Annotated in this window: 24 protein-coding genes; 22 read left to right on the top strand and 2 right to left on the bottom strand. The window is 47.1% G+C overall.

Going from position 1 to position 21,116, the window contains the following annotated elements; genetic code table 11:
- The 3 genes from rpe to spoVM are packed head-to-tail and all read left to right on the top strand — an operon-like array spanning position 1 to position 1,483.
- Positions 1-669 carry a ribulose-phosphate 3-epimerase gene (gene rpe / locus L7D49_RS19695; protein WP_238084153.1) on the top strand — a complete coding sequence of 223 codons (669 nt, stop codon included), beginning with the start codon at positions 1-3 and terminating at the stop codon, positions 667-669.
- Positions 666-1,322: a thiamine diphosphokinase gene (locus L7D49_RS19690; RefSeq protein ID WP_238084151.1), complete on the top strand. Its 657-nt coding sequence runs from the start codon at positions 666-668 to the stop codon at positions 1,320-1,322. Before rpe ends, L7D49_RS19690 begins: the two co-directional genes overlap by 4 nt.
- A 14-nt stretch (positions 1,323-1,336) precedes the next feature.
- Positions 1,337-1,483 (top strand): stage V sporulation protein SpoVM, encoded by a 147-nt coding sequence (gene spoVM / locus L7D49_RS19685; RefSeq protein ID WP_207962124.1) that lies wholly within the window; start codon positions 1,337-1,339, stop codon positions 1,481-1,483.
- Between the two features lie 60 nt (positions 1,484-1,543).
- Here the strand turns inward: spoVM and rpmB are convergent, their stop codons facing one another.
- Both rpmB and L7D49_RS20260 read right to left on the bottom strand, forming a co-directional pair.
- Positions 1,544-1,732 carry a 50S ribosomal protein L28 gene (rpmB, locus tag L7D49_RS19680; RefSeq protein WP_184206806.1) on the bottom strand — a complete coding sequence of 63 codons (189 nt, stop codon included), beginning with the start codon at positions 1,730-1,732 and terminating at the stop codon, positions 1,544-1,546.
- Between the two features lie 259 nt (positions 1,733-1,991).
- Positions 1,992-2,123: a hypothetical protein gene (locus L7D49_RS20260; RefSeq protein ID WP_269136070.1), complete on the bottom strand. Its 132-nt coding sequence runs from the start codon at positions 2,121-2,123 to the stop codon at positions 1,992-1,994.
- Positions 2,124-2,264: 141 nt separating this feature from the next.
- On the opposite strand from L7D49_RS20260, the gene L7D49_RS19675 reads away from it, so the two are divergent.
- The 19 genes from L7D49_RS19675 to L7D49_RS19585 all read left to right on the top strand — a co-directional run bounded on the left by L7D49_RS19675 (position 2,265) and on the right by L7D49_RS19585 (position 21,034).
- Entirely contained in the window at positions 2,265-2,501 is a 237-nt protein-coding gene (locus tag L7D49_RS19675; protein ID WP_238084149.1) for a hypothetical protein, read from the top strand.
- A 245-nt stretch (positions 2,502-2,746) separates the two neighbouring features.
- Positions 2,747-2,977: a hypothetical protein gene (locus L7D49_RS19670; protein ID WP_238084147.1), complete on the top strand. Its 231-nt coding sequence runs from the start codon at positions 2,747-2,749 to the stop codon at positions 2,975-2,977.
- Positions 2,978-3,342: 365 nt separating this feature from the next.
- On the top strand, positions 3,343-3,702 hold the full coding sequence (locus L7D49_RS19665) for an Asp23/Gls24 family envelope stress response protein (RefSeq protein WP_238084145.1): 360 nt from the start codon (positions 3,343-3,345) through the stop codon (positions 3,700-3,702).
- An 18-nt stretch (positions 3,703-3,720) separates the two neighbouring features.
- The gene (locus tag L7D49_RS19660) at positions 3,721-5,388 is read left to right on the top strand and encodes a DAK2 domain-containing protein (protein WP_238084143.1); all 1,668 of its coding nucleotides are present in this window, start codon (positions 3,721-3,723) and stop codon (positions 5,386-5,388) included.
- A gap of 225 nt (positions 5,389-5,613) precedes the next feature.
- On the top strand, positions 5,614-6,276 hold the full coding sequence (gene sdaAB, locus L7D49_RS19655) for an L-serine ammonia-lyase, iron-sulfur-dependent subunit beta (RefSeq protein WP_238084141.1): 663 nt from the start codon (positions 5,614-5,616) through the stop codon (positions 6,274-6,276).
- A 12-nt stretch (positions 6,277-6,288) separates the two neighbouring features.
- Positions 6,289-7,197: an L-serine ammonia-lyase, iron-sulfur-dependent, subunit alpha gene (gene sdaAA, locus L7D49_RS19650; protein WP_238084139.1), complete on the top strand. Its 909-nt coding sequence runs from the start codon at positions 6,289-6,291 to the stop codon at positions 7,195-7,197.
- Positions 7,178-9,226: an ATP-dependent DNA helicase RecG gene (gene recG / locus L7D49_RS19645; RefSeq protein WP_418895909.1), complete on the top strand. Its 2,049-nt coding sequence runs from the start codon at positions 7,178-7,180 to the stop codon at positions 9,224-9,226. The genes sdaAA and recG overlap by 20 nt, the downstream gene beginning before the upstream one ends.
- Positions 9,227-9,537: 311 nt before the next feature.
- A complete protein-coding gene (fapR, locus tag L7D49_RS19640) occupies positions 9,538-10,122 on the top strand; it encodes a transcription factor FapR (protein WP_238084137.1) in 585 nt (194 codons plus the stop codon).
- A complete protein-coding gene (gene plsX / locus L7D49_RS19635) occupies positions 10,119-11,114 on the top strand; it encodes a phosphate acyltransferase PlsX (RefSeq protein WP_238084135.1) in 996 nt (331 codons plus the stop codon). Before fapR ends, plsX begins: the two co-directional genes overlap by 4 nt.
- The gene (fabD, locus tag L7D49_RS19630) at positions 11,108-12,052 is read left to right on the top strand and encodes an ACP S-malonyltransferase (protein WP_238084361.1); all 945 of its coding nucleotides are present in this window, start codon (positions 11,108-11,110) and stop codon (positions 12,050-12,052) included. Before plsX ends, fabD begins: the two co-directional genes overlap by 7 nt.
- On the top strand, positions 12,052-12,798 hold the full coding sequence (fabG, locus tag L7D49_RS19625) for a 3-oxoacyl-[acyl-carrier-protein] reductase (protein WP_238084132.1): 747 nt from the start codon (positions 12,052-12,054) through the stop codon (positions 12,796-12,798). Before fabD ends, fabG begins: the two co-directional genes overlap by 1 nt.
- Before the next feature lie 98 nt (positions 12,799-12,896).
- The gene (locus L7D49_RS19620) at positions 12,897-13,133 is read left to right on the top strand and encodes an acyl carrier protein (RefSeq protein ID WP_238084130.1); all 237 of its coding nucleotides are present in this window, start codon (positions 12,897-12,899) and stop codon (positions 13,131-13,133) included.
- A gap of 137 nt (positions 13,134-13,270) precedes the next feature.
- The gene (gene rnc / locus L7D49_RS19615; protein ID WP_238084128.1) at positions 13,271-14,038 is read left to right on the top strand and encodes a ribonuclease III; all 768 of its coding nucleotides are present in this window, start codon (positions 13,271-13,273) and stop codon (positions 14,036-14,038) included.
- Between the two features lie 2 nt (positions 14,039-14,040).
- Positions 14,041-17,601 (top strand): chromosome segregation protein SMC, encoded by a 3,561-nt coding sequence (gene smc, locus L7D49_RS19610; RefSeq protein WP_238084127.1) that lies wholly within the window; start codon positions 14,041-14,043, stop codon positions 17,599-17,601.
- 27 nt (positions 17,602-17,628) lie between these two features.
- Positions 17,629-18,621, top strand: a complete 993-nt coding sequence (gene ftsY / locus L7D49_RS19605) for a signal recognition particle-docking protein FtsY (protein WP_238084125.1) — start codon at positions 17,629-17,631, stop codon at positions 18,619-18,621.
- 86 nt (positions 18,622-18,707) lie between these two features.
- Positions 18,708-19,040: a putative DNA-binding protein gene (locus L7D49_RS19600; protein WP_238084123.1), complete on the top strand. Its 333-nt coding sequence runs from the start codon at positions 18,708-18,710 to the stop codon at positions 19,038-19,040.
- Positions 19,041-19,053: 13 nt separating this feature from the next.
- On the top strand, positions 19,054-20,409 hold the full coding sequence (gene ffh, locus L7D49_RS19595) for a signal recognition particle protein (RefSeq protein WP_238084120.1): 1,356 nt from the start codon (positions 19,054-19,056) through the stop codon (positions 20,407-20,409).
- 103 nt (positions 20,410-20,512) lie between these two features.
- Positions 20,513-20,785: a 30S ribosomal protein S16 gene (gene rpsP / locus L7D49_RS19590; RefSeq protein WP_060209070.1), complete on the top strand. Its 273-nt coding sequence runs from the start codon at positions 20,513-20,515 to the stop codon at positions 20,783-20,785.
- A gap of 15 nt (positions 20,786-20,800) precedes the next feature.
- A complete protein-coding gene (locus L7D49_RS19585) occupies positions 20,801-21,034 on the top strand; it encodes a KH domain-containing protein (protein ID WP_238084118.1) in 234 nt (77 codons plus the stop codon).
- The last annotated feature ends 82 nt before the right edge of the window (positions 21,035-21,116 follow it).

The raw sequence follows: 21,116 nt of genomic DNA, 5'->3' as shown, positions 1-21,116 counted from the left end.
ATGGTTAAAATTGCTCCGTCCATCTTATCTGCTGACTTTTCAAAGCTTGGGGAAGAAGTGAAAGAAGTTGAAAAGGCAGGCGCGGAACTCATCCATGTAGACGTCATGGATGGCCATTTCGTTCCGAATATTACAATGGGTCCAATCGTAGTGGAGGCACTGCGGCCTGTCACAACCCTGCCATTGGATGTCCATCTGATGATTGAGAATCCGGACAACTACATTGAACAATTCGCAAAAGCGGGTGCTGATTATATAACAGTCCACGTAGAGGCGTGCCGCCATCTGCACCGTACGCTGCAATTAATCAAATCCTATGGCGTGAAGCCAGGGGTCGTCTTGAACCCGCATACGCCTTTAGAAACGATCCAGCATGTGCTGGAGGACATCGACATGGTTTTATTCATGACAGTGAATCCTGGGTTTGGCGGACAGAAATTCATTCATTCGGTTCTGCCGAAAGTGGAACAGCTATCAACGATCATTCGTGAGCGCAACTTATCCATCGAGATAGAAATTGATGGAGGAATCAACGAAGAAACGATTGTTCCTTGTGTGAAAGCGGGTGCTACCATTTTTGTGGCGGGATCGGCGATCTATAATGAGGCAGACCGGGCGGAGGCATTGCAACGCATCAAGTCAGCCGGCGAAAGAGCTTTGAACGAATGAGCCAGGTCGTCGTCTGCTCAGGCGGCCCGGAAGAGGATTTATGTGATTTAACTGTATTATCAAAAGAAGATACTGTATTCATTGGTGCCGATCGGGGAACTCTTTATCTGTTAAACGTGGGAATCCTTCCGATTGAGGCAATAGGGGATTTTGATTCAGTCACGAATGTGGAATACGAAAGAATTTCTCATTTTGTACCTGTCGTGACGAAAGTAGAATCGGAAAAAGATGAAACGGATACGGAATTGGCCATACAGCGTGCATTAACTCTCGACCCGCAACATATTTTGATAACAGGTGTGACTGGAGGGAGATTGGACCACTTCGAATCGGCCCTCCATCTGCTGTATCGCATGCAGTTGATGCATCCGAAAAAAAGATTTACCATCCGCAGTAAATCCAATGAACTGGCTATTTTATTTCCAGGAGTTCATCGGATGAACAAAGAAGATGAACTGGAGTATGTATCATTCTTTTCTTTTGGCGGGGCAACGGTGGAAGGTATGACATTGACTGGCTTTAAATATGAAGTCGCCAATGCGCTACTTGAAACAGGCATGACTCGATTCACAAGCAACGAAGCAATTTCAGAAGTTTGTACTATCTCGTTCCGAAAGGGCATATGTTTAATGGTAAGGAGTTCAGATTCCTGAAAGGAGCCGGGGAATTGAGAGTCTATACGTTCACAATGCCGAAGTTTCTCAGTAGTTTTGTTAGAAAATGCATGGTCGTCATGAACAAAGAAGAGAAGCAAGCGACAGCGTCTTCTAACAATCGGACAAAGAAGAAGAAAAAAGAAAAAACGCCAGGCTGATTTCCATCGGCTTGGCGTTTTACTTTTTTGTTTTGAAGGAAAAGTGCGTTGAGACAATCCTCAAACGCGTTGAACTTTACCTGATTTAAGGGCTCTAGCAGAAACCCAAACACGTTTTGGTTTACCATTTACAAGAATACGGACTTTTTGAAGGTTTGCACCCCATGTACGTCTGTTTGCATTCATCGCGTGTGAACGGGAATTACCTGAACGTGCTTTACGACCAGTAACTACGCATTGTTTAGCCATTTTATTTCCTCCTCGCTATTGTTGATTAAGCGATTCACTTTATCATTCGCATACCATAATACTTTATCATAGGACCTATAGGCTTGCAACCTTTTTTGGAGTCTCTTTCAAGGAGTAATACTTTACACTTCTTTTTGTAAAGAAGATCTATATGTTGCTGAAAAGTATGACAATGCTACACAGAAATATCGGTTAACGCGAAATTGCCGGTAACTCCGCCTGAACGCCAATAAATCAAGTTGAACGCCAATAACTCCGGCTAAACGCCAATATCTCCAGCTGAGCAGCAGTTATATCTGACCGAAAAACAGTTAGTATCCAGCTCCAGTGCCCAGCGTCTAGCAGACTTCGACTGTTCCGACTTCGATAAGTCAACATCGACTCGTTTCACTTCGCCGTGTTTCCTTTATCTTGTCGGAAAGTCTCCAGTCTGTACGACTCATCCAGCTGCGAGGGACAGCCTCTCGGGTCGCTTCGGTCTTGGATGTAAGGCAAAAAGCGCCTTTCATCCAAGCCCTCCGACGCACACGACGTGCTAGTGCCGACGTTGCCGCAGGACGCGGCGAGTTTAGTCGGCCAGCGCCTGTCGAGGCTAAGCGGCCCTCTCCGCTTTAGAGACATTCAGCTGCGGCGCCTAGCCCCTCAAGGTCATAAGCCAGCTTGGCTGCATGTCCAAAGATCGGACATTCCGCCAATCCGGCTTATGCTTGTCGGGGCTGATCAAGGCGCCTCCGCTTTAGAGACTAAACGGGCACTTCCGCTTTTTTAACTCGACGCAGATTCTTCTATACAGTTAGTATCCAGCTCCAGTGCCCAGCGTCTAGCAGACTTCGACTGTTCCTTCTTCGATAAGTCAACATCGGTCCGCTTTGCGTACCGTGTTTCCTTTATCTTGAAGGGAAAGTCTCCAGTCTGTACGACTCATCCAGCTGCGAGGGCCAGCCTCTCGGGTCGCTTCGGTCTTGGATGTAAGGCAAAAAGCGCCTTTCATCCAAGCGCTCCGACGCACACGACGTGCTAGTGCCGACGTTGCCGCAGGACGCGGCGAGTTTAGTCGGCCAGCGCCTGTCGAGGCTAAGCGGCCCTCTCCGCTTTAGAGACATCCAGCTGCGGCGCCTAGCCCCTCGAGGTCATAAGCCAGCTTGGCTGCATGTCCAAAGTTCGGACATTCCGCCAATCCGTCTTATGCTTGTCGGGGCTGATCGAGGCGCCTCCGCTTTAGAGACATCCAGCTGCGGCGCCTAGCCCCTCGAGGTCATAAGCCAGCTTGGCTGCATGTCCAAAGATCGGACATTCCGCCAATCCGTCTTATGCTTGTCGGGGCTGATCGAGGCGCCTCCGCTTTAGAGACTAAACGGGCACTTCCGCTTTTTTCTTAACTCGATGCAGATTACTCTGTACAGTTAGTATCTAGCTCCAGTGCCCAGCGTCTAGCAGACTTCGACTGTACCGACTTCGATAAGTCAACATCGACTCGTTTCACTTCGCCGTGTTTCCTTTATCTTGTCGGAAAGTCTCCAGTCTGTACGACGCTAAACGGGCACTTCCGCTTTTATTTAGTGTATAGTACAATTAGGGAAGTTTATAAAGGATGCAGGAGGGACGTAATTATGTCAATCGAATTGAAGAACGAGTACGGTAGAATCGATATTACGAATGACGTTATCGCCCAAGTGGTTGGAGAAGCGGCTGTGGAATGCTACGGTATTGTCGGCATGGCTTCCCGGCACCAGATTCGTGATGGGCTTACTGATATTCTTCGCAAAGAGAATTATGCCCGTGGCGTCATCGTTCGGAATATTGGTGATGAGACACATATCGATATGTATGTCATTATCGGATATGGGACGAAAATCTCGGAAGTTGCTTACCAAGTGCAATCCAAAGTGATCTATACGTTGAAGAAGACATTCTCGCTGACGGTCGGATCAGTCAATATATTTGTTCAAGGGGTTCGGGTAACGAACTAGAAGGAGGATTTAATTTCGATGATCTCAGTAGATGGTTTGAAATTTGCGGAAATGGTGAAGATGGGTGCTCATCACCTTCATGAAAATGCCGATTATGTGGATTCGTTAAATGTGTTTCCGGTGCCGGATGGCGATACAGGGACGAATATGAACTTATCCATGACGTCCGGTGCGAAAGAGACGGAAGCGAATCAATCGGAGCATTTGGGTAAAACTGCACAGGCTCTATCCAAGGGGCTGCTGATGGGGGCGCGGGGTAATTCCGGCGTTATCCTGTCACAGCTGTTCCGCGGTTTTGGAAAAGCTGTGGAGCATGAAGCGACATTGACAAGCCAATCATTTGCGGATGCCCTTCAATATGGCGTGGAAACAGCGTACAAGGCTGTAATGAAGCCGGTGGAAGGGACCATTCTGACGGTCGCGAAGGACGCTGCCAAACAAGCGGTGGCCACAGCGGCGAAAACCCAAGATCTAATCGAAGTGATGGAAGCGGTCGTCACAGAGGCGAAAGCTTCTTTGAAACGCACTCCTGATCTGTTGCCCGTTTTGAAAGAAGTTGGCGTCGTCGATAGTGGTGGACAAGGTCTCGTTTTTGTATACGAAGGGTTCCTAGCGTGCTTGCGAGGAGAGCCGCTGCCAGAGCGTTCCGTCATCGATTCAATGGATGACCTGGTGAATGCCGAGCACCATCGCAACGTACAAGATTTTATGAATACAGAAGATATTGAGTTCGGCTATTGCACGGAATTCATGGTTCGTTTTGAGCAAGAGAAAACAGCGGCAACGCCTTTTGAGGAAAATGCGTTCCGTCAAGATCTCAGCCAATTTGGAGATTCTCTTCTTGTTATTTCGGACGATGAGCTTGCGAAGGTGCATATTCATACCGAGCAGCCGGGCGAAGCACTCAATTATGGACAAAAGTATGGCTCGTTGATCAATATTAAAATTGAAAATATGCGCCAGCAACATGCGAATATTGTAGGCAGCTCGAATTCATCAGCTCCGTCTGCCGGTAAAGGTGCTGAAAGGCATCCTTATGCGGTAGTGACTGTGGCGATGGGAGAAGGCGTTGCCGACTTGCTTCGTAGCATCGGAGCTTCCGTTGTGATCGAAGGCGGACAGACAATGAATCCATCGACGGAGGACATTGTCAAAGCGGTTCAGGATGTGCAAGCGGAGCGTGTCATCATCTTGCCGAACAATAAAAACATCGTGATGGCTGCCAATCAAGCAGCAGAAATTGTAGGCATCGAAGCAGGCGTTGTGCCGACGAAATCAGTTCCGGAAGGTCTTGCTGCGATTCTTGCTTTCAACCCAGAGGCTACTGTTGATGACAACGTACAATCGATGATTCAAGCAGCTTCAGGTGTGAAGACAGGGCAGGTAACGCATTCTATCCGCGATACGTCCATTGATGGAGTAGAAATCCACAAGGATGACTTTATGGGGATTGCAGGAGGGAAGATTGTCATTTCCACACCTGCTTTGGAAGAAGCAATGAAGGAATTGATCAATTCTTTGATTGACGAAGACGATGAAATTGTTACCCTCATTTATGGTGAGGGCGTTACAGAAACAGAGGCGTCAGCAATGGCAGACTTTATTGAGTCAGCCCATGATCATGTGGAAGTGGAACTCCACAATGGAAAGCAACCGCTTTATCCATATATACTTTCAGTTGAATAATTCATACGGCATGCCAGAAATTCGGCATGCCGTTTTTTTGTGGATCTCATCAGTGAAAAAGTAGTATGATATAATAAAACAGAACATACATTCCGTATAAGGTCATTTCCTTTATCTCTCCATGAGAAGCGTGAAACGTTGGTCGTTCATTCTTTTTTGTCAGAAACTATTATATCGTGTAAAATGAAGAGTAGAGTTTTGGCTTTCATAAGGGGGAGAAATGGCATGAAATACAGATCGGTTTTTGAGATTATCGGTCCAGTCATGATTGGGCCTTCATCATCACATACAGCAGGTGCTGCCAGAATCGGCAGAGTGGCGAGGGATCTTTTTGGAAGGCAGCCGAAGTGGGCAAGAATCCATCTATATGGTTCATTCGCTGAAACATACAAAGGTCACGGCACGGATGTGGCGATCATCGGCGGCCTATTGGATTATGATACAGATGATGAGCGTATCAAAACCGCCTTCGAGGATGCTGCAGAAGCTGGCATGACCTATGAATTCATTCCGGAAGAGGAAGAAGCGGACCATCCGAATACCGCACGTATTGTTATTGGAGACAGCAAGGGAGAAATGGAGTTGGTCGGCATCTCGATCGGCGGTGGAACGATGGAAGTGACAGAGTTGAATGGATTCCCATTGCGGCTGTCCGGACATTATCCTGCTTTGCTCGTAGTTCATGATGATCGTGCAGGTGTCATTGCCGGCGTTTCCAATGCCATTGCAGAACAAGGCATGAATATTGCCCATATGGAAGTGGGAAGGAAAGAAAAAGGGAAAATGGCTTTGATGGTTATCGAAGTCGATCAAATCTTTGATGAAACGTTAATCAATCAATTGCAATCCTTGCCGAATGTTACACAAGTATCTACATTGGCTAACTAAGGAGGACTCGAAATGGATATTTTATTCAGCTCCGTGAAAGAGCTTGTCTCTTTGGCGGAAACTCAAAATAAACCGATCTCTGAAATTATGATTGAGCAGGAAATGCTGATTACCCGCCGTTCGCGTGAAGAGATCATTGCCCAGATGGAACGGAACTTGACGGTTATGGAACAAGCGGTGGAACAAGGACTGAAAGGCGTACAATCGACTTCCGGCTTGACAGGTGGAGATGCAGTGCTTTTGCAGAACTACATTGCAAGCGGCAAATCGCTTTCTGGTGATTTGATTCTGGATGCAGTGAGCAAGGCGGTCGCTACAAATGAAGTAAATGCCGCTATGGGCATGATTTGTGCGACGCCGACAGCTGGCGCGGCAGGAATTGTACCGGGAACCCTTTTCGCTGTTAAAAATAAATTGAACCCGACACGTGAGCAGATGATCAACTATTTATTTACGTCTGGCGCGTTCGGTTTTGTCGTTGCGAATAACGCATCGATCTCTGGTGCGGCAGGCGGCTGCCAGGCAGAAACAGGTTCTGCGGCATCCATGGCGGCAGCTGCTATTGTTGAAATGGCTGGTGGCACACCGCAACAGAGTGCGGAAGCCTTTTCCATCGTTATGAAAAATATGCTCGGGCTCGTCTGCGATCCGGTCGCCGGACTCGTTGAAGTGCCTTGTGTCAAACGTAATGCGATGGGTGCTGCTAAAGCGCTTGTCGGTGCTGATATGGCGCTTGCGGGAGTGGTCAGCCGGATTCCGACAGATGAAGTGATTGATGCTATGTACCGCATTGGACAAACGATGCCTTCTGCCCTTAGAGAAACTGCAAAAGGCGGACTTGCTGCGACTCCGACAGGAAAGGCTTTGGAAGCGGAAATCTTCGGAAAGGATCAGTCTGCCCGTGACACTGTCAAGTCTTGATCCTGTCACAGCGCTAAAGGGTGTCGGTAAAGCGACGGCGGAGCAGTTTCAAAAACTAGGCATCGAGACGATCGAAGAGCTGATTCTTACATTTCCTTATCGTCATGAGGATTTTAGGATAAAAGATTTGGCTGCCACGCCTCACAATGAAAAAGTAACAGTGGAAGGAAGGGTCGAAAGCGAGCCTTCCGTTCTTTTCGTTGGAAAAAACCGTTCCCGGTTGCAAGTTCGTGTACTCGTCGGAAATCATCTGGTCAAAGCGGTTTTTTTCAATCAGCACTATTTGAAGGACCGGCTGGAGATCGGCATGATTGTGACCATCACTGGAAAATGGGATCGTGGACGGCAAGTTATTAATGTGAGCAACTTTTCGGAAGGACCAAAAACGGCTCAAAATGACTTTGAACCTGTTTACAGTTTAAAAGGTGTGATGCATCAGAAAACTTTTAGGAAGTACATGAGGATTGCTTTGGATACAGCTGCCCATGAATTACAAGATCCCATTCCTTCTGATATCCGAACAGCTTACAAACTTCCATCTCTCACAGAGGCATTGGAATTGATCCATTTTCCGACCAGTCTTCAGGATGTCAAACACGCAAGACGCCGTTTTGTTTATGAGGAATTGCTCAAATTCCAGCTAAAAATGGTTGGGATGAAGAAAGTCCGGAAAGATCGAGATCCTGGTACAGTGATCCCCTATGATATCAACAAACTGAAAACCTTCATTGCAGCTTTGCCTTTCGAACTGACAAATGCACAAAAGAAAGTGGTTAACGAAATCTGTGCCGAGTTAAAAAGTCCTACACGCATGAATCGCCTCTTGCAAGGCGATGTTGGATCTGGAAAGACAGTCGTAGCGGCAATCGCCCTTTACGCAGCAGTTACGGGCGGTTTTCAAGGCGCCTTGATGGCTCCGACGGAAATATTGGCTGAACAGCATGCGGAATCACTTTCCGCCTGGTTTCAACCCTTAGGCGTGAACATCGCCTTTTTATCAGGGTCGACAAAAGGAAAAGTGAGAAGGATCATTTTAGAACAGCTAGAGGCCGGGGAGATTGACATTTTGATTGGTACACATGCCTTGATTCAACCGGAGGTCACCTTCCGTAAACTTGGCTTAGTTATTACGGATGAACAGCATCGCTTTGGCGTGGAGCAGCGTAGGGTGCTGCGTGACAAAGGGATTAGCCCTGACGTTTTATTTATGACGGCAACCCCTATACCAAGAACATTGGCAATTACCGCCTTTGGCGAAATGGATGTATCGATTCTGGATGAAATGCCTGCGGGTCGGAAAAAAGTGCAAACCTTCTGGCTGAAGGAATCGTCGATCCTGCCCGTCTTGCGAAAAATGGAGAAGGAATTGCAAGCGGGCCGTCAAGCATATGTCATCTGTCCTCTTATCGAAGAATCGGATAAACTTGACGTTCAAAACGCAGTGGATGTCCATGCGCAGCTCACTGCCCATTTTGCTGGAAGGTATAAAATCGGCTTGATGCATGGCAGGCTGCATGCAGATGAGAAAGATGAAATCATGCGGGAATTCAGTGAGGGCAAGATTAATTGTTTAGTCTCCACGACCGTCGTTGAGGTAGGGGTCAATGTGCCAAACGCGACCTTCATGCTCATTTATGACGCGACTCGGTTCGGCTTGGCGCAGTTACACCAATTGCGCGGAAGGGTCGGCCGGGGGGCGGATCAATCGTTTTGTGTGCTGCTGGCGGATCCGAAAAACGAGGAAGGTAAAGAACGCATGCAGTCTATGACGGAGACGAACGACGGCTTTGTGCTTGCTGAAAAGGATTTGGAATTGCGGGGGGCCGGAGAATTCTTCGGCAGAAGGCAAAGCGGCTTGCCGGAATTCAAAATGGCCGATCTCGTCCATGATTATCGTGCGCTTGATACAGCAAGACATGATGCGGAGCGGTTGCTCGAAATGCCTGCATTTTGGGAAGAGCCGGAATACGTGCTGTTGCGGGATTATTTGCAGGCGTCCGGCGCATTAAGCGGTGAGCGGATCGACTGAACGAAGCCTTTGCTGATTCAATTGTCTTGTAGGAAAGTGACGGGAAAACAACTAGTTCGCCCGTCACTTTTTTTATGTGATTTGACCTGTCAATCAATACCCCCATCTTGCTTTTAACGTAGTAAGTCTGCTTTCCTATCGGTAGTGCTAGGAATATACAACCCTCTTCCTGCGGCGAATCATGAAACCACATAAAAGGCTGTTATGGCATATGAAAATGGGTCACGCCAATCCGATTCATGCTTGCAATCTTATTTTACTCTTTATATACTGATATTAGTACCAAGTGCTAATCCGGAAGGGTGAATGGGTTGAGGATTCCTAAAAAGGAAAGGCAACATCGTCTCGGGGCGTTGCTGGATGAAAATCCGTTTATGACTGATGAGGAGTTATCCAAACATTTTCGAGTCAGCGTGCAGACAATTCGCTTGGATCGCTTGGAATGCGGCATACCTGAGTTGCGAGAGCGTCTGAAAAGTGTAGCTACCCGTTCGTTGGAGGCAGAACTGAAATCGATGCAGTCTGATGAGGTTTTCGGTGAAATCGTCGATATTGAACTGGACCGGCGTGCGGTATCCATTTTTGACGTTACTTCGGACCATGTTTTTCAGCGCAGCGGCATTGCTCGCGGCCATCATTTATTCGCTCAGGCGAATTCATTGGCGGTTGCGGTGTTGGATGATGATTTGGCGTTGACGGTTGATTCGAAATTGCATTTTCATCGCCCTGTTCGAGCCGGCGACCGTGTGATTGCAAGGGCGATCGTGAACTATGATCTTTCAACCGGAAGACGGACGGTTGTCGAAATTACTTCCTCCGTTGAAAATGAACTGGTGTTTTCGGGTGAGTTTCAAATGTATCGTTCTGGTACAGATACGAGGAGGGAATCAAATTGATCATCGCTTTGGATGGGATGGGCGGAGACCACGCACCTAAGGAAATTATAGCCGGAGCGCTTCAAAGCCTTCGTGCATTTGACGATATACATATACATATTTATGGGGATGAGAAGGCCATGGCCCCGTTCCTAGAAACACATGACCGGCTGCAGGTCATTCCATGCAGTGAAAAAATTGAGGCAGAAGACGAGCCCGTCCGCGCGATTCGCAGGAAGAAGGACGCTTCCATGGTGAAAATGGCGCAGGCTGTCAAAGATGGAGAAGCCGATGCCTGCGTATCGGCTGGTAATACCGGTGCCCTTATGGCGGCAGGCTTATTCATTGTCGGCCGCATTGACGGGATTGATCGTCCTGCTTTATCTCCTACACTTCCAACCCTTGATGGGAAAGGGTTTGTCCTGTTGGATGTCGGTGCAAATTCGGATGCCAAGCCAGCTCATCTAGGCCAATATGCAGTTATGGGAAGCATTTATGCGGAAAAGGTGAGAGGCATCGCAAATCCGCGGGTCGGGCTGCTGAACATCGGGACTGAACCAGGCAAAGGGAATGAATTGACGAAGGCGGCTTTTGATATGCTGTCGGAAGCACCCATCCATTTTGTCGGTAATGTGGAAGCCCGTGATTTGTTGGAAGGCGTGGCGGACGTCGTAGTGACGGACGGCTTTACAGGAAACATGGTCTTAAAGACAATTGAAGGAACAGCAGCTGGATTCTTTTCCATGCTAAAGGGCGTATACGGAGCTTCATTCAAATCGAAGCTTTCCGCTGTTCTCATCAAAGATGGCTTGCGTGAATTAAAACATAAAATGGACTATACAGAATATGGCGGCGCCGGCCTGTTCGGGCTGGCAGCTCCGGTTATTAAAGCCCATGGCTCGTCCAATAGCAATGCCATTTTGAATGCGATTCGGCAAGCAAGGACCATGGTTCAGCATAATGTTTGCAAAACAATACAGGATACAGTTAGAGAGGCGGAGAAAGAATCATGAAACTAGCATTTATTTTTCCGGGACAAGGATCTCAATCGGTTGGGATGGGCACAGAGCTGGCTGCGGCTGATGAAAACAGCGCAAGCCTCCTCCGCCGTGCGGATGGCGCACTTCCTTTCAGCCTGAGTGAACTGATTGAGGAAGGGCCTCAAGAGAAGTTGACGTTGACATATCATGCGCAGCCTGCGTTGCTTGCAGTCGGTGCCATGATTGCTTCCAAGCTCAATGATGCGGGTATTGTGCCGGATTATACAGCCGGCCATAGTCTTGGTGAATATACGGCTCTTGTCGCATCAGGCGTGCTTGCGTATGAAGACGGAGTATCTATCGTCCACCAACGGGGACTCTTTATGAATGAGGCAGTTCCTGCGGGAGAAGGGGCAATGGCAGCGATACTCGGCTTGGACGCGGATGCAGTGAAAGTGGTGACGGACGCCATTACAAAGGAAGGCCATGTCGTTCAGCCGGCTAATTTAAACTGTCCCGGCCAAATCGTTATTTCGGGAACGAAAGCAGGAGTGGATCTGGCGTGTGTGCAGCTGAAAGAAGCTGGGGCAAAGCGGGCAATCCCTCTGGATGTCAGCGGGCCGTTCCATTCAGCGTTAATGCAACCGGCAGCTCAAAAGCTTCAGGAGGCATTGGATCAGTTAACTTGGCAAGATGCAGCGATTCCTGTTGTGGCTAATGTTTCAGCAGAACCAGTGACAGATTCAGCGGAAATCAAGAAGTTATTAGTTGAACAGCTCTATTCCCCTGTTCGGTGGGAAGAATCTGTCCGACAATTAATTGACCTTGGCGTGACCCATTTCATTGAGTGCGGCCCTGGAAAAGTATTAAGCGGTTTAGTTAAGAAGATTGATAGAAGTGTTACTGTCATGCCGGTTTATGACAACGATACATTGCAAGCTGTCATTGAAGCTTCGAAAGGATGGTCGTAATGGGGAAATTTGATGGGAAGACTGCGATTGTAACGGGCGCATCCCGGGGAATCGGAAGAGAAATTGCTCTGCGTCTTGCAAAAGAGGGAGCGAACGTAGTCGTCAACTATAGTGGCAGCCAAGGGAAAGCGGAAGAAGTGGTGGCAGAAATCACTTCATCAGGCGGCCAGGCGATCTCCGTCCAGGCAAACGTTGCGGATGCGGAAAGCGTGAAAGCGATGATGGACGAGACAATGAAGCAATTTGGTTCCATTGATTATCTAGTAAACAATGCGGGAATCACACGCGATAATTTATTGATGCGCATGAAGGAAGACGAATGGGATGATGTCATGGCCATTAATCTCAAAGGTGTCTTCTTGTGTACAAAGGCTGTTACCCGCCAAATGATGAAACAGCGGGCCGGCAGAATTGTCAATGTCGCTTCCATCGTTGGCGTTTCAGGTAATCCGGGTCAAGCCAACTACGTGGCAGCGAAAGCTGGTGTCATCGGACTGACGAAAACAACGGCAAAGGAGCTCGCCTCCCGCAATATTACAGTGAATGCTGTTGCACCGGGGTTCATTACAACGGACATGACCGATGCTCTTCCTGAAGACGTGAAAACACAAATGCTTTCGACGATCCCTCTTGGTAAATTAGGCGATCCGCAAGATGTCGCGAATGTAGTCGCATTTCTTCTTTCGGATGAAGCGGCGTACATTACGGGACAAACAATTCATGTAGACGGCGGCATGGTCATGTAATTTATCAATGAATGATTGGATTTCCTGTTTAAATCCTTAGGCAATTTCAACTCCGGGGTATTTTGGACGGGCACTATCTTTGAAAGGAGGTGACTAATTTGTCTACTGTACTTGAGCGCGTAACGAAAGTGGTTGTCGACCGTCTTGGTGTCGATGAAAGCGAAGTGAAACCTGAAGCTTCTTTCCGTGATGATCTTGGCGCAGACTCTTTGGATGTCGTTGAGCTAGTTATGGAATTAGAAGATGAATTCGATATGGAAATTTCTGACGACGATGCTGAAAAAATCGGCACTGTCGGCGATGCAGTTAGTTATATCGAAGAAAAAACAAAATAAGAAAATACTTTTCTCCGATTGAGACCCTTTCATTTCACCGGCTGCCGGATTGAATTGAAAGTGTCTCTTTTCGGTTTTGCATGTGCTGCGTGAACGAGGTAAAATGAAAACACCATGAAAGAAAGGCAGATCGTTATATGACACAAAATCGCAATCAAAAAAGCAAATCGACTGGAGGCTCTTTGCCTGTGGCAGAGCGGAAAAAATTTGAGGAACTCCAATCAGCATTAGGAATTCAATTCAAGGACGCCTCACTGCTGTACAACGCATTCACGCACTCGTCCTATGTTAATGAACATCGAAGAAAACGATTTACCGACAATGAACGACTGGAATTTTTAGGAGATGCCGTATTGGAATTAGGTGTTTCCCGATTTTTATATTCTACAGAACCCAATATGTCAGAGGGCCAATTGACAAAACTTCGAGCGGCTATCGTTTGTGAACCCTCACTCGTCACTTTTTCAAATGAACTGAAATTTGGTGACTATATTTTATTAGGGCGGGGTGAAGAACAGACAGGAGGAAGAACGCGTCCTGCTCTGCTGGCCGATGTGTTTGAAGCATTTATTGGTGCTTTGTTCTTGGATCAAGGAATGGAAGTTGTAACGAAGTTTTTGGAGAAAGTCGTTTTTCCAAAGGTTGGCGTCGGTGCTTTTTCGCATGTGATGGATTATAAGAGCCGTTTGCAGGAAATTGTCCAGCAAAATGATAATGGGCAGCTTCATTACGAAATTATTGAGGAGAAGGGTCCTGCGCATGCGAAAAAGTTCGTGACCGTTGTCAGATTAGATGATCGACAGCTTGGAACAGGCATTGGAAAATCGAAGAAAGAGGCCGAGCAACAGGCTGCCTGCCAGGCAATTCAAGTATTGCAGGGGAAAGGCAACGAAGGAGAGAACTGAGTGTGTTTCTGAAGAGATTAGAGATCATTGGATTCAAGTCGTTTGCGGAACGGGTCGGCATTGACTTTGTACCGGGAGTGACAGCAGTTGTTGGACCGAATGGAAGCGGGAAGAGTAATGTAACGGATGCGATCCGTTGGGTGCTCGGTGAGCAATCGGCGAAATCGTTGCGTGGTTCAAAAATGGAAGATGTTATTTTTGCCGGCAGTGATTCACGTAAACCACTCAATTTTGCTGAGGTTACGTTAATTCTTGATAATACGCAAGGTCGTTTTCCTCTCGATTACTCTGAGATCAGTGTAAGTCGAAGGGTTTTCCGTTCAGGCGAAAGCGTATATTTGTTGAATGGTCAACAATGCCGTCTGAAGGATATTAACGATATTTTTATGGATTCAGGTCTCGGCAAGGAAGCGTTCTCCATCATCTCCCAAGGCCGAGTCGATGAAATCCTCAATAGCAAACCAGAAGATCGCCGGAGTATCTTTGATGAGGCGGCGGGTGTATTAAAATACAAGACACGCAAACGGAAAGCGGAGCACAAGCTGTTTGAGACGGAAGATAATTTAGATCGGGTGCTGGATATTCTTAAAGAGCTCGATACGAGAATCGGGCCGTTGCAAAAGAATGCGGAAGCAGCTGAGAAACATCTTGCCCTGTCTGAGCAGATGCGTGCAGCAGATGTGCAGTTATTAAATTTCGATGCTTTTCAGTTGAAACATGACATCATCGGTGAAATGGAAGAGCTGGATAAACTTCAAGCTCAAAAGACCGAGGTGGACAGCGCTCTAAAAAAGCTGGAGGGAGAGGCAGAGGAAACAAAAGCTTCCCTTGCTGAAAAGGATCAACTGCTCGATGCACTCCAAAAGCAATTAATCGATTTGAGTGCGGCAGCCGAAAAATGGGAAGGACGCCGCCTTCTATCACTCGAACAGCAACGGAATGCTGAGCAGCATTTGGAACGTATTACGAATGAATTATCCGTTGCGCAAGTTGAAAATGAGGAAACTGTCAATAAACTTGAACAAACGAAAGAAAAATTACAGAAAATCCTTACCGAGAGCCAATCAGTTAAAAAAGAAATGGATGAGATTTCTCAAGTTCTGAAGCGTTCTGTCAGCGAGACGGAAAAGGAAATTGAGGAACTAAAATCGACTTATATCGAACGGTTGAATGAAGAAGCGACTATCCGGAATGATGTAAAGCATATTGAAGAACGACTGCAGGGAGAAAAGCTGTCAACCGATCGAATTGTGCAGCAAACCGCACTATTGCTAGAACGCCGCCAACAGTTGGAGGAGGAGCGGGAAATCCGCCAGTCGAAGTTTGAATCATTGACGGCTCGTCTGAAGGATAGCGAAAATCAGTACAAGACGGCGATGGATTCATTGCGTTCTACCGAAAAAGATTTGGCAGAACAACAGCAATTAATGCAAACCGCTTTGAATAAACAACATGAAATGCAGGGCAGATTGCGTGCCTTGCGAAGTTTGGAATCGGAGTTTTCAGGCTTCTATTCAGGTGTTAAAGAAATTTTAGTTGCCAGGAAAGCGGACAAGTTGACTGGGATTGACGGAGCGGTCGCTGAACTAATTTCGGTCTCGCCTCCATATGCCAAAGCGATTGAAATCGCTCTTGGAGGTGCAATGCAGCATATTATTACGGAAACCGAACAGGATGCCCGCAAGGCAATTGCCTATCTGAAATCAAGAAATGCGGGCAGAGCGACCTTTTTGCCGAGAGACGTCATGAAGCCGAGAGTTCTTCCGGAGGCGTCCTTACAGGTCGCAAAGCAGCATCCGGAGTATGTAGGAACGGCAGACTCGCTCGTTTCCACTGCGGATGTCTACCGCGTCATTGCCGCCAATCTTCTTGGAAACACGATAGTCGCGAAAACATTGGCCGGAGCTTCGGCAATTGCCAAAACGATCGGCTATAAATACCGAATCGTTTCACTGGACGGCGACGTCGTGAATGCGGGCGGATCATTGACCGGAGGCGGGGTGAAAGGACAATCCTCCGTCTTTTCAAGGAAAGCGGAGCTGGAATCCCTGCAGAGCCATCTCGATAAAATGTCCAAATCTATCGATATTGGAACGGAAAAAATTAGTGATTCGAAAATGAAAGTCGCCCAGCAAATGCACGAAGCGGACAGTTTGCAAAAGGAACTTGAAACGATAAGACAAGAGAAGGCCACAGTCGAAAACCGCATGCGCGAAACGATGATGGAGATCCGTACGGTGGAGTCGGAAATCGCCACATCGGAAATCGGCATGAAAGGGGCGGAAACGGCAGGCTCAGAGCTGGCGGCTAAACGTCAGCATTTACTTCAAAAGCACCAAACAGTAAAAAACGATCTGGAAACATTGCAGGCTGAAATATCACAATTGGAACGGCTGGCTTCTGATCGCAGGACGGAAGAGGCAGCATTACTAGCCCGTAATTCCGAATTAAGAGAACGGGCAGCCGTCCTTAGAGAACAGGTCACTTTCCATCAGACTTCCGTTTCCGATATGGAAAGACTTTTACTCGACATTCAACGCAAAGTCGATCGCTTAACAGAAGAGCGCCAATTCCTTTCCGGCAAAGGAAAAGGGAACGACTATACGCCGGAAGAAATAGAAAAGAAGATAGAAGAATCGGCCTCCGCGAAAAAATCGATCGAATCTAAAGTGGATGAGGAGCGGGCAGTTAGGGTTCTTCTCGCAGAAACACTGCAGGAAAAAGAGGAATCGCTCAAGAAACTGCGTGCAGAAACAGATCGACTCGTCAAACTGTTGAATGATCTAAATGTCGTGCTTTCCAGGCTGGAAGTCAAATATGAATCGGTCACAAGCAGATTGCTGGATGAGTATGGCTTGTTCCCTGATATGGAATCCGTATTGGAAGATTTTGATGCACAGCAAATCCGTCTGCAAGTCAACGGGCTGAAAGAAGAATTAGAAGAGCTTGGGCCTGTCAATCCAAGCTCTATACAGGAATTCAAGGAAGTGTCAGAACGGCATCAGTTTCTGACGGAGCAGCGGAACGATTTGCTGGAAGCGAAGAAGACGCTGACTGAGGCAATGTCTGAAATGGATCGTGAAATGGAAAGCCGGTTCTCGACTACTTTCCATGCTGTGAAAAGCCGTTTTCATATTGTTTTCAAAGAAATGTTTGGCGGTGGGGATGCGGATTTGATTCTGACTGAACCGGAGAATTTGTTGGAAACGGGCATTGAAATAGTAGCCCGGCCGCCAGGGAAGAAATTGCAGAGTTTAAGCCTGCTGTCTGGCGGAGAACGGGCACTCACTGCAATTGCACTGCTATTTTCCATTATCGAGGTCAGACCGGTTCCTTTTGTCATTCTGGATGAAGTGGAAGCCGCTCTCGACGAAGCGAATGTAATAAGGTACAGTAAATATTTGAAGAAGTTTTCCGACAATACGCAGTTCATCGTCATCACACACCGGAAAGGGACGATGGAAGGTGCGGACGTCCTATATGGCATTACGATGCAGGAATCAGGCGTCTCCAAGCTGATATCGGTGAAGCTTTCAGAAGTGCCGGTTGAGGCGATGAGCTAAAATGAATGGATAAGAGGAGAGAGTGCATTGTCTTTTTTTAAGAAATTAAAAGAAAAAATAACGGGAACGAACGAAACCGTAACAGAAAAATTCAAAGATGGATTATCGAAAACTCGAAATTCATTCACCTCGAAGGTTAATGACCTTGTTGCCCGATTCCGGGAAGTGGATGAGGAATTTTTCGAAGAGCTGGAAGAACTCCTCTTGCAGGCGGATGTCGGCGTGGAAACGGTTATGGAATTGATCGATGAGCTGAAGTTTGAAGTCAAACGGAAGAACATCAAAGATACAGCGGGCATCCAGTCGATCATCTCGGAAAAGCTGGTGGAAATCTATAATGCCGGCGACGAAGAAACGAATGAGCTTAACTTGCAGGACGGAAGGTTAAACGTCATTTTAATGGTCGGTGTCAATGGAGTAGGAAAAACGACGACCATCGGCAAAATGGCTGCCCGGTTCAAAGCGGAAGGGAAGTCGGTCATGCTTGCAGCGGGAGATACGTTCCGTGCTGGCGCGATCGACCAACTAGTCGTCTGGGGAGAGCGTGTCGGCGTGGAAGTGATCAGGCAATCCGAAGGTTCTGATCCGGCGGCTGTTATGTATGACGCAATTCGTTCGGCAAAAAACCGTAACGTGGATGTGTTGATTTGCGATACAGCCGGCCGGTTGCAAAATAAAGTAAATCTGATGAATGAGCTTGAAAAAGTGCATCGTGTCATTGGCAGGGAGATTGAAGGGGCGCCGCATGAAGTGCTTCTCGCGCTAGACGCGACGACGGGCCAAAACGCTTTGATTCAAGCGCAGACTTTCAAGGAAGCGACAGATGTGACAGGAATTGTCCTGACGAAGCTTGATGGGACTGCGAAGGGCGGTATCGTCTTGGCTATCCGGAGCAAGTTGAATATTCCTGTTAAGTTCGTCGGACTTGGAGAAGGCATAGATGATCTTCAGCCGTTCGATCCGGAGAAGTATGTCTATGGACTTTTTGCGGAAGGTTTGGAACGGGAAGAGGAGCATTGAGCTCTGTAAGACAAGTAATTTTACTTGACAGATATGCAGTTCAATACTAATATACAGAGGAAGGCTAGGCGAGGAGGTAGGCAACTATGTTGGAAAAAACGACTCGCGTCAATTTCCTCTTTGATTTTTACCAATCGCTGTTGACCGATAAGCAAAGGTTGTATATGCAATTATATTATTTGGACGATTTATCTCTTGGCGAGATCGCCGAGGAATACGGTGTTTCCCGGCAAGCCGTCTATGATAATGTACGTCGGACGGAATCGATGCTCGAAGATTATGAGGAAAAGCTGAATCTATTTTCGAAATTCCAAAGCAGGATGGACATCATTGAGCGTCTGGAAGAATTGCTCGATGATCAACAGGATACATCCGAGGAAATGCGGAGATTGGTGAGCCGATTAAAAGAACACGAGTAGGGGGAGTCTGTGCATGGCATTTGAAGGTTTAGCCCAGCGCCTGCAAGGGACGCTTCAAAAGATTACAGGTAAAGGCAAGATCAGCGAGGCTGACGTCAAAGAGATGATGCGTGAAGTGCGCTTTGCGCTCATTGAGGCAGACGTCAACTTAAAGGTAGTTAAAGAATTTATCAAGACGGTAAGCGAGCGGGCCGTCGGGCAAGATGTCATGAAAAGCCTGACACCTGGCCAGCAAGTTGTGAAAATAGTAAAAGATGAATTGACAAACCTGATGGGCGGAGAGCAGAACCCTATCCAATTCTCCCGCAAACCACCGACTGTTATTATGATGGTCGGATTGCAAGGGGCAGGTAAAACGACAACGACCGGTAAACTTGCGACTGTTTTGCGTAAACGGCATAATAAAAAGCCGCTTCTCGTCGCTGCGGATATTTATCGGCCTGCCGCTATTCAGCAATTGGAGACATTAGGGAAGCAACTGACAATCCCAGTCTTCTCAATGGGCACCGAGGTTTCTCCTGTGGAAATTACTCGTCAGGCATTGAAGGATGCAGAAGAGAATCATCATGACGTCGTTATTATCGATACAGCCGGACGCCTGCATGTCGATGAAGCATTGATGCAAGAATTAAAAGACATCCGGGAATTAAGCAAACCAGACGAAGTTTTCCTCGTTGTCGATGCGATGACAGGGCAAGATGCTGTCAACGTTGCGAAATCATTTGATGAAGCAATCGGCATAACGGGTGTCGTGCTGACGAAACTTGATGGGGATACCCGTGGTGGAGCAGCGCTTTCCATTCGCTCGGTTACGCAAAAACCGATTAAGTTCGTCGGGATGGGCGAGAAAATGGATGCCCTTGAGCCATTTCACCCGGAACGCATGGCTTCCCGCATACTAGGTATGGGCGATGTCATGTCTCTGATCGAAAAGGCGCAGGCGAATGTCGATGAAGAGAAAGCAAAAGAGCTGGAGCAGAAATTCAGAACGCAGACGTTTACGCTGGATGATTTTCTGGATCAGCTTCAGCAAGTTCGGAAAATGGGACCTCTTGATGAATTGTTGAAGATGATGCCTGGGTTTAATAAAATCAAAGGCATCGAAAACGCCCAGGTCGACGAAAGTCAAATGGGCCGAGTCGAAGCGGTCATTTATTCCATGACCAAGGAAGAAAGAACGACGCCTGAAATGATTAATGCCAGCCGGCGCAAACGGATTGCCAAAGGATCCGGGACATCCATTCAGGAAGTAAACCGTCTGTTAAAGCAATTTGAAGAAATGAAAAAGATGGTCAAACAGATGACCAATATGCAGCAAAAAGGCAAAAAGAAGATGAAAATGCCTGGTTTTGATTCGTTTTTCAAGTGATAATAGAACAATCAGCAGGGTGTTAAGAAAAAACACTTTACAAACATGAGAAAGCTTGATAATATACTATCTTGTGTGAAACTATTCGGAGGTGCAAGTAAAAATGTCAGTAAAAATTCGTCTTAAACGTATGGGAGCAAAGAAAACTCCTTTCTATCGTATTGTAGTAGCAGATTCACGTTCACCACGTGATGGTCGTCAAATCGAAACAGTGGGAACATACAATCCACTAACGAAGCCGGCTGAAGTGAAAATCGATGAAGAACTAGCGCTTAAATGGCTTCAAAATGGTGCGAAACCATCAGATACAGTTCGTAATCTGTTCTCTGAACAAGGCATCATGGAGAAATTCCACAACGCAAAATACGGTAAATAATCAGGAGGGGTGGACATGAAGCAGCTGATTGAAACAATTGTTAAACCGTTAGTCGATCATCCGGGAGATGTCCAAATCGATGTCGATGAACAGTCACATCGGATTACGTACAAACTTTCCGTGAATCCCGAAGATATGGGAAAGGTGATCGGGAAGCAGGGACGTGTGGCGAAAGCAATACGTACTATTGTTTATTCAGCAGCAGGAAGTCACCACGGTAAGAAAGTTTACCTAGACATAGTCGACTAAAGGAAGGAACTTATGTTTCTTCCTTTTTTCGTCTACACTGATTCTGTCCAATCAAAGCATTGGAGGATCGGCTCCTTATTAT

It is taken from the genome of Sporosarcina cyprini, from assembly GCF_022048975.1.
Classification (GTDB): Bacteria; Bacillota; Bacilli; order Bacillales_A; family Planococcaceae; genus Sporosarcina; species Sporosarcina cyprini.
This window is presented reverse-complemented; position numbering and strand designations above follow the sequence as displayed.

Coding starts and splice junctions, on each gene's coding strand:
- rpe (WP_238084153.1), top strand. CDS start 1: ATGGTTAAAATTGCTCCGTCCATCTTATCTGCTGACTTTTCAAAGCTT.
- L7D49_RS19690 (WP_238084151.1), top strand. CDS start 666: ATGAGCCAGGTCGTCGTCTGCTCAGGCGGCCCGGAAGAGGATTTATGT.
- rpmB (WP_184206806.1), bottom strand. CDS start 1,732: ATGGCTAAACAATGCGTAGTTACTGGTCGTAAAGCACGTTCAGGTAAT.
- L7D49_RS19665 (WP_238084145.1), top strand. CDS start 3,343: ATGTCAATCGAATTGAAGAACGAGTACGGTAGAATCGATATTACGAAT.
- L7D49_RS19660 (WP_238084143.1), top strand. CDS start 3,721: ATGATCTCAGTAGATGGTTTGAAATTTGCGGAAATGGTGAAGATGGGT.
- sdaAB (WP_238084141.1), top strand. CDS start 5,614: ATGAAATACAGATCGGTTTTTGAGATTATCGGTCCAGTCATGATTGGG.
- sdaAA (WP_238084139.1), top strand. CDS start 6,289: ATGGATATTTTATTCAGCTCCGTGAAAGAGCTTGTCTCTTTGGCGGAA.
- fabG (WP_238084132.1), top strand. CDS start 12,052: ATGGGGAAATTTGATGGGAAGACTGCGATTGTAACGGGCGCATCCCGG.
- rnc (WP_238084128.1), top strand. CDS start 13,271: ATGACACAAAATCGCAATCAAAAAAGCAAATCGACTGGAGGCTCTTTG.
- L7D49_RS19600 (WP_238084123.1), top strand. CDS start 18,708: ATGTTGGAAAAAACGACTCGCGTCAATTTCCTCTTTGATTTTTACCAA.
- ffh (WP_238084120.1), top strand. CDS start 19,054: ATGGCATTTGAAGGTTTAGCCCAGCGCCTGCAAGGGACGCTTCAAAAG.
- rpsP (WP_060209070.1), top strand. CDS start 20,513: ATGTCAGTAAAAATTCGTCTTAAACGTATGGGAGCAAAGAAAACTCCT.
- L7D49_RS19585 (WP_238084118.1), top strand. CDS start 20,801: ATGAAGCAGCTGATTGAAACAATTGTTAAACCGTTAGTCGATCATCCG.